The organism is Acinetobacter sp. LipI_19 (assembly GCF_058242925.1).
In genome coordinates this window covers 2,414,073-2,427,456 of record NZ_JBZAYK010000001.1, presented here as the reverse complement: position 1 = coordinate 2,427,456, position 13,384 = coordinate 2,414,073, and the positions used below count along the sequence as shown (strand labels likewise).

Genomic DNA, 13,384 nt, shown 5'->3' with positions numbered 1-13,384 from the left:
GAAAAACGAATTGATAACCAATAGCTTCCATAAGTTCATACAAAAACATAAGCTTTATTTATGCTCAATGAATTGATTAAAATTAATTCTATGAATAATTAGGTGGTTTAACTATAGAATTTTGGCGGGCTTCTTTCAATTTGTATATTTAGTATGAATGACTAATTGATAAATAAGTCATAGCCCATGCGACTAATTAAAAATACCAGTAGAATTAAAAAGAAAATACGAATAAAACCACTTCCATATTTAAATGCTAAAGCAGTACCCGCAAGAGAGCCTAAAACATTGCAAACTGCTAAAATGATGCCTGCCATCCATAAAATATGACCAGAAGGAATAAAGAAGAACATGGCAGAAATATTAGTGGCGACATTGACCAATTTTGCAGATGCAGAAGCATTTAAAAAATCAAAAGCAAATACTTTCACAAACAGAAAGAGCAAAAAACTGCCGGTCCCTGGGCCAAAAATTCCATCATAAAATCCAATTAAGGCGCCAAAAAATAAACCTAACGCAATTTCTTTCTTACCCGTCTGTAAAACAGTATGGATTTTACCTAAGTCTTTTTTGGCAAAGGTGTAGATTGCAATCAAGATAAGTAAAAAGAATACGATATAACGCATCAACTCTTTAGGAATCAACGAAACGGACATTGCACCTAAAAAAGAAAATATAAATGCTGCTAACATTGTCGGTAGTATAAGTTTCCAATTGATCGTAACTTTCTTAAAGTAAGCAAATGCAGAAGATACAGTACCTGCCATGGCAATGATTTTATTGGTTCCAAAAACTGTGGCGAGACTTTGATTGGGAAAGGCATGCATTAGCGCTGGGAGTAGAACTAATCCACCTCCACCCACCGCAGCATCAATTAAACCAGCACAAAAAGCGAAGAAGCCTAAACTCAGAAGTATTGTCTCGTATTCCATTACAGATTGTTCTAACTGTTATTTAAGAGAATAATCATAGAATATATTCAAATAAAAGTAATTAAAAAGCGCTAATCTCAATCTATGAGATTAGCGCTTTCGTTTTAAATGCTTTGTAAATTTACACGTTTTTCAAAAATTAGAAATCAACAGACGTTTGTAGATAGAAAGTACGCGGCTGTCCTACATATTTACCACCTGTAGAGTCAGAGGAACGAGTAAAATATTCTTGATCAAATAGGTTTTTAATCCCGCCTGCCACTTTTAAACCGTAAAAATCTTGACCAAAATCATAAGCTGTACGTACCGCAAAAGTTGAATAACCAGGGATATCACCATTACGGCCATCTGCTGTTTCAACAGTTTGGTAAACATTGCCTGAACCCGGCGCATGTTGTTTAGATTGAGCAAACATATCAGCATTGACAGACCATTTGTCAAAGCTATAACCAAGGCCTAAATTTCCAACATGTCTTGAATAATAAGGTAAGTCCTTACCATCAAATTTACCTGCCTCAGACACTGCTTTGGTAAATGTATAGTTACTGTAGACTTTTAAGCCTTGCAGCGAGTCGTAGAGATTACCAAAGTCATAACTGAGACCAAGCTCTACTCCTTTATGACTGGTTGCACCTAGATTGGTCCATATGCCCGTACCAATATTATCAGGGCGTTCAAGTAATAATTCTTTATCAAAGTCTAAATAGAACACTGTAAATTCTGCATTTAAACCATTGCCTAGGTATTTGGTACCGATTTCATAGTTGTTGGATTTTTCAGGATGGAGACCATCTAAAGTGGTTATAGCTTTGTTGCTTTCGACTTTAGCCAACTGGTTATATTGCTGAGGACCAAAAAAAACCGCTGCATTAGCAAAGACATTCCATTGTTCATTGAAATTGTATTGCACTGCAAGGCTTGGTAAAAACTCATCAGAATTAATTTTTGGATGCACCGTATTTATGAATTTACCATTTTGGTACGCGGTATAATCATTATGGGTTTTAATTGACTCAAAACGAACACCTGGAGTAAGGGTCAATGCACCGAGACCAAAACGGTTATCAATATACACAGCATGGGCTTTAGTTCCACCTTCACTGCTCGTGTTGGCAAGGCGTTCACCCGGTGCGCCTGTAACAGTGTTATATTGTGCTGTACGACCAGAAAACTCTGAACTGTCTTCTTGCAAGTAGCGATAACCTACCGTGACTTCATTATTCATATTGCCCAAAGTGTAGGCACGTGAATAACGCGGTTCAATGCCAAAATATTTATAATCACGTGGAGAGTTACTAATTCGACTATTTGCAGTACCTTCTACAGCAGACTCCAGATCACTGGTACGAAATGAATCGACATAATAACCAAGGATTTCAAAGTTATTTAATTCATCTTTATGGCTATATTTAACAGAAACATCTGAACGACGACCTGCAAAATAGTTACGGTATTGGTTCGACTGGTATGGGTTTTTGGCATAATCTGCAGTTGTTAAGCCTTCGGGCATTTCGCCACGGCCTTCATAGTGATGCAGACTAAGTGCAATCGAATCCGCATCTGTAAATTGATATGACGACTTTAACATCACGTCATCGATATCTATGTCGTTATTGGCTTCGCGATAGCCATTTCCTTTGGTTCCTGAATAAAGTAGCGCAAGGCCTAAACCATTATCCATAGTACCGCCGATAAAGAGGTTTGGACTGTACTTGAGTTGATCGGTACCTGTGGCGAATTCTGTAGTTAAACCAACAGAGCCTGATAGTTTTTCAGGGATTGCACGGGTATTAAAGTTGATAATCCCACCCACGTTTTGAGGCCCAAAGCGGACTGAACCTGCGCCACGAACAACGTCTACAGATTCAATATTGCCCATTGAAACAGGTGCCATAGACAATTGTGGTTGACCATAAGGTGCGAAGGATAGAGGGACACCGTCCATCAATACTGTAGAACGAGGTGATAGGCGAGAGGTTAAGCCACGGACACCTAGATTGAGAGAAACATCACTACCCCCTGTGCCATTGCTGTCTTGAACCTGAACACCTGGCACTTGTTTTAACGCATCACGGATAGAGGTTACCGCAGATTCGTCCATTTTTTTGCGATCGATAATGGTACGTGCACCTGCATGCTTGTGAACTTTTTCAGCATTGGCAGCTTCAAGCCAGTTTCCTTCAGCTTGTACGGTGATTGTTTTAAGTGTTTGTGTTGACGTTTCTTGATTGTCTTCGGCAAAGGCAGCATTGGATATAAAGCTAAGTGAAACAGCAATTGCAAGGCTGAGATGTGAGGGTTTAAACAGAGTGAAGTCAGGTGTTCTTTGGCTTGAAATTTTCATAAAAAAAATAGGCATTTGGAATTGTGCGTATCTTAATCTCTTCAAACATATTTTTAAATCAGGATGATTATCATTTAAAACTATTGTTTAATTCAAATTAATAGATTTTTTAATCAAATATTCACTTTTTTATTTTGCAATGGCAAATTTATAAAGCGCAATAGCAATAAACCGTGCATAAGCACGGTCTTTATATTAGGGTCTGTTGATAATTCGTCTACAACGCAAGCCATTTATGAAATGTCTACAGACCCTGATCAAAAACTTATTTAAACTGGATCGAACCATTAGCATTGACTGTGATTTTTGATTCACCAGCGGCCATATTCTGACCACCAACGGCATCGGCAGCTTCAAACTTAGCCATAGATGCACGCGCTGCATAAACAGGTTGTGGATAAGAGTTGCTAGTATTGATGTTGATATTGACCAAGTTATAAGATGATTTATTCCACGCTTGCGTTAAAATTTGCGCACGTTGTTGGAAATTCTTTGAAGCCTCAACCATCAATTCATTTTCAACTTTTTTACGTTGTTCATCAGACACTGTGAAATTAATTGATTGTGTTTGAAAGCTGTTTTGCAACTCATTGATTAGCTGGCTTGCTGCTTTAAAATCTTTACTTTCAATTTGAATTTCTGCACGACCACGCCATTCTTTCAGTTTTTGATTGTCATTGTCGTAAACTGGGTAAGTAGTTTGTGAGCCTGTTTCGACTTTAACTTGTGGATACTTTTTTGAAATGCTAATGGCTTGATTCATTAATTGGGTTATTTGAGAAGATAACTCAGCAGGTTGCTTGTTGTTTTTCTCAATAAAAAGTACTGCATGCATTTCATCATTAGACACTTGACGTGTCGCATCTGCTTGAACATTGACAATATTGTAATTTAACGGGTCATTTTCTGCTGCCATCGCCATTGTGCTCAGTGTAGTTCCCAAGAGTAAAGTAGTTAACGCTAAATAACGCATAATGAATCCTTAAAATTGTTTGACTAAAATTTATGACCTAAAGATATATTGTTTAAATTGAATCTGTTTTTAATCATAAATCTGGTTTGCGGAAAACTATGGCAGATTTTGTGGTGCATTTGTAATAATTTGCATATAAATTGCAATTTTATTTTGTTTAAAATTTTTTAAAAATTAAAAGCTTATCGAGTTTCGTTGTAATGGAAATTTGTGGAATTGAGCTAGATTTAGAAATTCATTTTAATTATCGGCTTTTCTTTGCTTTGTCACATAGTATGATGATAATAACTAATTAGATTTAGCTAAATGTTTTTTTCGATAAATGGAGTGTGGATAAGTACATAAAAGATATTTATTTTCTTGTAAAAAACTGTATTATCGCGCTCCTAGTTATGAAGATTAAAAGCACTCTAACTAGATTTCTATAAAGCACCGAGTCAAAGGACCACAAGTCACCCGACTTATTTCTTTCAACCCATATCAGAGATGGTAATTCGATATGAGCGTTACTTCTGTAAATCCTGCTGCCACTTCCACAAACGAATACTACTTGACTCGCCAAAGTCAGATGGAATCGAATGTTCGTAGTTATCCACGTAAATTACCGTTAGCGATAGCGGAAGCACATGGTTGTTGGGTTACCGATGTTGAAGGTACAAAGTACCTCGATTGTTTAGCTGGGGCAGGAACATTGGCATTAGGCCATAACCATCCTGCGGTGATTAAAAGTATTCAAGACACTTTAGCGAGTGGTCTCCCTTTACATACTTTAGATTTAACAACGCCTTTAAAAGATGCTTTCACTGAAGCACTGCTTGCACAACTTCCGGGTGGGCAAGAAGAGTATTGCTTACAGTTCTGTGGCCCATCTGGTGCAGATGGTACAGAAGCAGCGATTAAATTGGCGAAAACCTATACAGGTCGCAATACAGTTATCAGTTTCTCTGGCGGTTACCACGGGATGACTCATGGCGCGTTAGCGATGACAGGTAATTTATCTGCTAAAAATGCGGTAAATGGCTTAATGCCAGGCGTACAATTTATGCCATACCCGCATGAATACCGTTGCCCATTGGGTGTTGGCGGTGAAGCAGGTGTTGATGCCTTAACTTATTATTTCGAAAACTTCATTGAAGATGTCGAAAGCGGAGTAACTAAACCTGCAGCTGTGATTCTTGAAGCAATTCAAGGTGAAGGCGGTGTGGTTACTGCACCAGCGAAATGGTTGCAAAAAATCCGTGAAGTGACTGAGCGTCATAACATTGTTTTGATTTTGGATGAAGTTCAAGCGGGCTTTGCACGTTCAGGCAAAATGTTTGCTTTTGAACATGCTGGTATTGAACCTGATGTTGTGGTGATGTCAAAAGCAGTGGGTGGTAGCTTACCATTGGCTGTTTTGGGTATTAAACGGAAGTTCGATGCTTGGCAACCTGCAGGTCACACAGGGACTTTCCGTGGTAACCAACTTGCAATGGGTACTGGTCTTGCAACGATCAATACCATTAAAGAGCAAAATCTTGCACAAAATGCGCAACAACGTGGTGATTTCTTACAAGCTGAATTGAAAAAATTAGCGCAAGAATTCCCATGTATTGGTAATGTTCGTGGTCGCGGTTTAATGATCGGTATCGAAATTGTGGATGAACGTAAGCAAGCGGATCATATGGGTTCTCTTCCTGCGGATTCACAATTGGCTGCTGCAATTCAAACAGCATGTTTTAACAATAAATTATTGTTAGAAAAGGGCGGCCGTAGCGGTACAGTGATTCGTTTACTTTGCCCATTGATCATTACCCAAGAAGAATGTGAAGAAGCTATTGCGCGCTTTAAGAAAGCAGTTGCAGAGGCTCTTATTGCAGTTCGAGGCGCTTAATTCATGGTAGATTTTGCAGAACATCGTAAAGCGTTACTCTGCAATGATGCTCAATCTATTGCTGACTATGAGTCAGCAATGGGTGAGGCGACTAAAGCGGTCGCAGCATGGTTGCAAAATGACAAAATGTACACAGGTGGGAGCATTAAAGAACTTCGTGAAGCGATTTCTTTTGCACCATCTAAACAAGGTCTAGGTTTACACCAATCGCTTGAGCGTATGGTTGAGCTTTTCCTGAACAAAAGTCTAAAAGTACATCATCCGCACTCTTTGGCACATTTGCATTGCCCAACTATGGTGACAAGTCAAATTGCTGAAGTATTGATCAATGCGACTAACCAATCAATGGACTCATGGGATCAAAGCCCAGCAGGTTCTTTGATGGAAGTTCAATTGATCGACTGGCTGCGTCAAAAAGTAGGTTATGGTGCAGGTCAGGCAGGTGTATTCACTTCTGGCGGTACCCAATCTAACTTGATGGGTGTATTGTTAGCACGTGACTGGTGTATTGCCAAGAACTGGAAAGACGAAAATGGTCTGCCTTGGTCTGTGCAACGTGATGGTGTTCCAAATGACGCCATGCGTAATGTCAAAGTGATCTGTTCTGAAAATGCACATTTTTCTGTACAAAAGAACATGGCGATGATGGGCATGGGCTTCCAGTCAGTTGTGACTGTTCCAGTCAATGAAAATGCACAGATGGATGTTGATGCGCTAGAAAAAACCATGGCGCATTTACAGGCTGAAGGCAAAATTGTTGCTTGTGTTGTTGCGACTGCTGGGACAACCGACGCTGGTGCGATTGATCCATTGAAGAAAGTGCGTGAAATCACCAATAAATACGGCGCGTGGATGCATATCGATGCAGCATGGGGTGGTGCACTGATCTTATCGAATGACTACCGTTCAATGCTTGATGGTATTGAATTGTCTGATTCGATTACATTGGATTTCCATAAGCATTATTTCCAAAGTATTTCATGTGGTGCTTTCTTGTTGAAAGATGAAGCAAACTATCGTTTCATGCATTATGAAGCTGAATATTTAAATTCTGCTTATGATGAAGAACATGGTGTACCGAATCTAGTGTCTAAATCTCTACAAACTACACGTCGTTTTGATGCGTTGAAATTGTGGATGACGATTGAAAATCTAGGTGAAGAGCTTTATGGTTCAATGATTGACCATGGCGTTAAGCTAACTCGTGAAGTAGCAGATTACATTAATGCTACTGCTGGCTTGGAAATGCTGGTTGATCCACAATTTGCATCGGTATTATTCCGTGTAATACCTGATAATTATCCAGTTGAATTGCTTGATACTTTGAACCAAAACGTTGCAGATGAATTATTTGCGCGCGGTGAAGCCAATATCGGTGTAACTAAAGTTGGACAGCTTCAATCTTTGAAAATGACGACTTTAAGTCCAGTTGCAACTTTAGAAAACGTTAAGAATCTTCTTGCCTTGGTGTTAGAAGAAGCTGACCGAATTAAAGATGCGATTGCTGATGGTACTTATACGCCTGCAATTGACTAGATTGATATCCAGTTGATTTTGATGCTTGAAATTGATTGATTTTATTTAAAAAAACGCCCAATGTATTTCATTGGGCGTTTTTTATTTAAGGGTGTTTTGATCTAAAATATAGTCAATCTGTCAAAAACTTAGAAGCAAGAATATAATCTCTTTTAATTAAATCAATTGCCTGTAAGAATGAATTATTTGCTTATAAATAAGCTTGCAATGCTACATCTTACATTCAAAGTTTAAATACCTTTGCGTAGGCGATACCTCACTTTTCAGAGATGAAAAGATGACAAAAATCTTTTGTTGGGTGAGAGGTACATCCTGTACCTCCACCCAACGGCGACATCCATGTCGCCCCACGGTAGGATAACCATCTAGAATCCAAAAGAAAAAAAAACGAATTGATAACCTAGTTTTTAAAGTTCATACAGAAACATAAGCTTTATTTATGATCAAATGCTTGTTCATAAAAAAGAGATCTCATCGATCTCTTTTATTGAGTATGGGGCGTTAAAAATTACACATTGAGCTATTACGGGTAAGATCAGGTCCCCAAGTACGATAACCTTGAGTATCAATATGGATTTGTCCTGAAGCATATAAGCCTAAGCCCATGTTTAAACTTTGGCCATACTGCGACCAGAACTGACATAATTTGAATTTTGTATGTTCAATATACGCATAATCTTGAGGTTGCGGATTTTCCGGCCCAATACGGAAATCAATGGCTGAATTGAATAAGTGACGTGAAGATCCAGCACCACCCGCACATTGGTTTAAAGGTAAGTCTCGATATACCGAGGTTACGGTAAAATCAGTCAGAACTTTAGATGCAACCAAGTATTTAAATACTTTTAATGTCGGTAATTGATTACTCCAAAGCTCACGGCTTGGAATCATATATTCAGACTTACCACACTTGTCCCAATCACGCGCAGTTTTAAATAACTCGAAACTAGGAATAATATTTCCAGCATTATTTTGTTCAAGGAAACGTTCATAATCACGTGCACGTGACTGATTGTCTCCATAGATCAACCATTGGCGATAAGATGAAGGCATCGTTTTAGGAGGAATTGGTCGCTCAATCGTAATTTTTTCTTCGGGAATGTAAATACGCTGACCATGCGACGTGCTAATTGTTGGATTCTTTTGAGGGGAAGATGTACATCCAGCCAGAATCATTGTAGTAACACCGACAGCAAGTAAACCTTTCAAAATAAATTTCATTCTCAATATTAGCTAAAAGCAAGTAACGGGTTATTTTAGTCTAGTTTGGTGCGTGTAATATGGATAAATTGCAAATAAATGTACAATTTACATATTAAAATGCAAAAAGATCAGCCTAAGCTGATCTTTTTTATACAATACTTATTTTTCTAAGTATTGTAATTTATCGGCTTTACCATTCCACTCTTCACGATCCTCAGGTTGATCACCGATTTGAGTAATGTTTGGCCATTTTTGAGCAAGTTCAGCATTTAATTCAATAAATACTTCTTGACCTTCAGGGAGTTCATCTTCAGAGAAAATTGCATTTGCAGGACACTCAGGTTCACATAGCGCACAGTCAATACATTCGTCTGGACTAATGACTAGGAAATTTGGACCTTCATAAAAACAGTCTACTGGACATACTTCTACGCAGTCTTGATATTTACACTTAATACAATTTTCAGTGACAACAAAGGTCATGGCGTCAGCTACCTAAAAATATGGTTCTAATTAATAATGCTGTATTTTAGGGAAAACGTCGCAAACTAACAATTGCTTTTATTGATATTTAATATAGAAGAACCTGCTAAATCAATTTTTTTTATAGAAAATTCTTCTAACTTGTGATGAATTATACATTTTTAAAAATAGGCGCTATTATTTTGATGTCGCCATAGGTGAAAAAATGCTAAACATATTCAAAAAAGAACATAAATATGAGACTAAATCACATAAGTGAAATGGGGTAATTACTTTTATGTGTTGTTTTTTTAGTCAGCTATCATTTTTAGAATTATTTGGAACTGTATTTTCAGGATCAGTAATGTCATCACAACGTATAGATAAGATGAATATCTTCAGGTTCTAATTCCAATAACTGCTGATCAGGTTTTTCTAAGACAAGCGCGCCTTGTTTAAGATAAAAGTCGACAGTGCGCTGGGTTGGTGTTGCTGAAATATATAATTGTTTTGCACCAAGTTGATCGGCTGATTTTATCGCTGAATGCATCAGCTGTGTACCAAGACCAAGGCCTTGATGATTTGCATCAACATAAAAATACTGTAATAGCTTTGCTTCTGGATAATCTGCGATGACTTGATTAGATACCAGTTGGACACCAATTAATCTATTCAATTGATTGAATGCACCCACACATAGCCCACCTTGAATAAGATGTTGCTTTAATACAGGGGGATCATTTGCTAAATGATATTCATCCCAACTTTGCACATCATAAAAACAATCGACTAAATGTAATTTTTGCTTTTGTTGTAGATACATTTGAGTGATTAATTCACGACGATCAATGTGCTTCCAAATGAAGTCTATGTCAGAAAGCTGCAGGGGCTTGAGTGAAATATTGATATTATTCTCCTAAAACTTAGCACTCAATCACCTAGTATGAAGTGCTTTTAATTATCGTCTAGATTGGTATTTAAAGATCAATAGACTCAAGTTATTTCCAGTCTAAGTAAAGGAATTTTAAACCTGCTTAGACTGGGTAGTTGTTATTGCTTATGCATTTAGTGCCGCTTTTAATGCATAGAGGTGATCAAATGCTTGGCGAGGCGTTAAATCATCGACATCAATATTTGCTAAAGCATCGAGTATAGGTGATGACTTTTCAACTTCGACGACTTTTTCAATTTCAATGATTTGTTCAAACTTTTCAGGTTCAACGGTTTCAACTTCAGCAAATAAGTCATTTTGCACAACGGATTGCAACTGTTGCTGTTGTTGTTTCTCTAAAATCTTTAACCGCTTTTGGGCTTCTTTAATCACTCCTGCAGGAATTCCTGCAAGTTTAGCAACTTGTAAGCCATGACTTTGACTGGCAGGACCTTGTTGCACTTTATGCAATAGAATCAAATTACCATTTAACTCTTTGGCCGTCACATGGTAGTTATCAATAGCCACTTCTTTTGAAAGCTCAGTTAATTCAAAATAGTGCGTGGCAAAGAGGCATAGACATTTGATTCGTTTGGTCAGATCAAGCACACATGCCCAAGCTAGAGATAGCCCATCATAAGTACTTGTACCACGACCAACTTCATCCATAAGTACCAAAGATTGATTGGTTGCATGATGTAAAATTTGAGAAGTTTCTGTCATTTCCACCATAAAGGTAGATTTACCTGTAGATAAATCATCAGCAGAGCCAATTCGAGTAAATATACGGTCAATCGGTCCTAACTTAGCCGTTTTAGCAGGAATGAAACTGCCACAATAGGCTAGTAAACTAATGAGTGCAGTTTGACGCATAAAGGTTGATTTTCCGCCCATATTCGGCCCGGTAATGATCGCCATGCGATGATTGAAATCGAGTAGGGTATCATTGGGGGTAAATGGCGTTTTACTGAGTGATTCGACTACAGGATGACGACCTGCTGTAATTTTAATCCCGATTTCTGGGCTATACTCTGGCCGATTCCAATTATTCAAACGGGCTTGATAAGCAAAGTTTGCCAATAAGTCGATATGGGCAATTGATGCGCTCATCATTTGTAAATTGCCAATATCAGCTCTTAACTCGTCTAACAACATTTCAAAGAGTAGTTTTTCTCGAGCAAGCGCACGCGATTCACTTGAAAGAACTTTATCTTCAAAGGATTTTAACTCAGGCGTGATATAACGTTCGGCATTTTTCAACGTCTGACGGCGGATGTAATGATCAGGTGCTTGTTCAGCTTGAGCACGGGTAAGTTCGATATAGTACCCACTGACACGGTTATAACCAATCTTCAGGGTATTGATGCCCGTGTTTTCTCGTTCTTGGATTTCTAAATCAATCAGGAATTGACCTGCGTGATCACGGATTTTACGCAATTCATCAAGCTCAGCGTCAAAGCCTTCTGCAATTACATTGCCGTCGCGTAATAATACAGGCGGGTGTTCAACAATTGCGGACAGCAATCGTTGATGTAACCCATTAAAATCGCCTAATTCTTCATTTAATTGAATGATCAATTTAGATTGTTGCGTCTCAAGAATAGGTCGAATAGCATGTCTTAGGAACGGGATTTGTGCACAAGCTTGACGAAGCTGTACCAAATCACGAGGACGCGCACTGCCAAGCGCAATGCGACTCAAAACACGTTCAATATCCCCAATTTCTTTTAAAACTAAGCGAACAGGACTTTCATGATAGCCTTTGAGTAAAGTATCTGTCGCATCTAAACGTGAATCTAAAATTTGAGTATCACGGATCGGTTGCATCAATGTACGTGCTAGCAATCGTCCACCCATTGCAGTCTGGCAGTCATTGATCAAGCTAAACAGTGACGTACCATGCTCAAACAAAGGATCAATAATTTCTAAATTGCGGCGTGTAACTGGGTCAAGTGCAATAAAATCCGAGCTTTGTTCTAATTTAATTGAGCGGATATGCGGTAATGCCGTTTTTTGAGTTTCTTTGGCATAATGAATCAATGCAGCAGCAGCTGCCTTAGCCAGTGGTAAGTGGTCAATACCAAAACCAGAAAGTGTAGAAACTGAGAATTGGTCACATAAGGTTTTTTGTGCATTATTTAAATTAAAATCGACATTTGGCCGTTTGGTAATTGGACATTCAATTTGTCTTTTAATGTCTTCAATAATATTGGGGTCAACAATATCTTCATCCACCAATATTTCACTTGGCATTAAACGTGCCAATTCAATTGCCAAGCTCTCAGACTTGAAATCTTGCTGTTGAACTTTAAAAATACCCGCACTTAAATCTAGCAGTGCCATCCCAATTTGATTTTGTTGAAAGCATATTGCAACAAGATTAGATGCTTGGGTTGCGGTTAAGAGGGCATCATCGGTCAATGTTCCAGGGGTAATGATTCGTACCACACCGCGTTCGACAGGACCCTTACCAGTCACTTCACCAATCTGCTCACAGATAACGACAGCTTCGCCTTTTTTAACCAAACGAGCTAAGTAACCTTCCGCCGCATGGTATGGAACACCCGCCATTGGAATAGGTTCACCATTGGCTTTACCACGATGAGTGAGGGTAATCCCCAAAAGTTTTGCGGCTTTTTTTGCATCGTCAAAAAACAGTTCGTAAAAATCGCCCATGCGATAGAACATTAAAGAGTGTGGATGCTGCATTTTGACTTTTAGATATTGCTGCATCATTGGAGTGTGGGAGGATAAGTCAGCCATTGTTTCCATGCTATTCATGTATATTAAATCTCTAAATTTAAATAATAAATAAGTTTATTTTGAAAGTTTGGCTATCTAACCAATTCTAACAACTTCTGTGCAAATCTGACCTAAGTAAAGGAAAAAGCATAGCTTTAGTTTACTTTTATTAGTGCCAAAATTGAGTCAACAATGTGTGAGGAAACAAATTGATTTCTCTCTCGATCGCCATCTTAACAAATTGAGGCTGATTCACAAAAAGGAATCAGAAGATGAGTGCGGAAATTAGCAATAAAAAGAAAGTGGCATTATCTGCTCGTACTATTGATAAAATGAAGAGGAGAATGCCGTAAAGAGTGATATTGGTGAATATTATGATTTGATAGTG

The 13,384-nt window shown here is 38.3% G+C and carries 9 protein-coding genes; 2 read left to right on the top strand and 7 right to left on the bottom strand.

Annotated features, from left to right (window positions below):
• Positions 1-161: 161 nt before the first annotated feature.
• The 3 genes from AC4CVF_RS11925 to AC4CVF_RS11915 all read right to left on the bottom strand — a co-directional run bounded on the left by AC4CVF_RS11925 (position 162) and on the right by AC4CVF_RS11915 (position 4,249).
• A complete protein-coding gene (locus AC4CVF_RS11925) occupies positions 162-932 on the bottom strand; it encodes a sulfite exporter TauE/SafE family protein (protein ID WP_336954166.1) in 771 nt (256 codons plus the stop codon).
• Between the two features lie 139 nt (positions 933-1,071).
• On the bottom strand, positions 1,072-3,276 hold the full coding sequence (locus AC4CVF_RS11920) for a TonB-dependent receptor family protein (protein ID WP_490789511.1): 2,205 nt from the start codon (positions 3,274-3,276) through the stop codon (positions 1,072-1,074).
• A gap of 265 nt (positions 3,277-3,541) precedes the next feature.
• Positions 3,542-4,249 (bottom strand): SIMPL domain-containing protein, encoded by a 708-nt coding sequence (locus AC4CVF_RS11915; protein ID WP_419328963.1) that lies wholly within the window; start codon positions 4,247-4,249, stop codon positions 3,542-3,544.
• Positions 4,250-4,748: 499 nt separating this feature from the next.
• On the opposite strand from AC4CVF_RS11915, the gene AC4CVF_RS11910 reads away from it, so the two are divergent.
• Together AC4CVF_RS11910 and AC4CVF_RS11905 are read left to right on the top strand one after the other, a co-directional pair.
• Positions 4,749-6,122: a diaminobutyrate--2-oxoglutarate transaminase gene (locus tag AC4CVF_RS11910; RefSeq protein ID WP_004721690.1), complete on the top strand. Its 1,374-nt coding sequence runs from the start codon at positions 4,749-4,751 to the stop codon at positions 6,120-6,122.
• Positions 6,123-6,125: 3 nt separating this feature from the next.
• A complete protein-coding gene (locus tag AC4CVF_RS11905) occupies positions 6,126-7,658 on the top strand; it encodes a pyridoxal phosphate-dependent decarboxylase family protein (RefSeq protein WP_490789510.1) in 1,533 nt (510 codons plus the stop codon).
• 501 nt (positions 7,659-8,159) lie between these two features.
• Here AC4CVF_RS11905 and AC4CVF_RS11900 read toward each other — a convergent pair.
• The 4 genes from AC4CVF_RS11900 to mutS form a co-directional block, all read right to left on the bottom strand.
• Positions 8,160-8,879, bottom strand: coding sequence for a D-Ala-D-Ala carboxypeptidase family metallohydrolase (locus AC4CVF_RS11900; protein ID WP_004721687.1), 720 nt, complete (start codon positions 8,877-8,879; stop codon positions 8,160-8,162).
• A 141-nt stretch (positions 8,880-9,020) separates the two neighbouring features.
• Positions 9,021-9,344 carry a ferredoxin FdxA gene (fdxA, locus tag AC4CVF_RS11895; RefSeq protein WP_004721686.1) on the bottom strand — a complete coding sequence of 108 codons (324 nt, stop codon included), beginning with the start codon at positions 9,342-9,344 and terminating at the stop codon, positions 9,021-9,023.
• 349 nt (positions 9,345-9,693) lie between these two features.
• The gene (locus AC4CVF_RS11890) at positions 9,694-10,224 is read right to left on the bottom strand and encodes a GNAT family N-acetyltransferase (RefSeq protein WP_419328971.1); all 531 of its coding nucleotides are present in this window, start codon (positions 10,222-10,224) and stop codon (positions 9,694-9,696) included.
• 156 nt (positions 10,225-10,380) lie between these two features.
• Positions 10,381-13,035, bottom strand: a complete 2,655-nt coding sequence (gene mutS, locus AC4CVF_RS11885; RefSeq protein WP_490789509.1) for a DNA mismatch repair protein MutS — start codon at positions 13,033-13,035, stop codon at positions 10,381-10,383.
• Between the last annotated feature and the right edge of the window lie 349 nt (positions 13,036-13,384).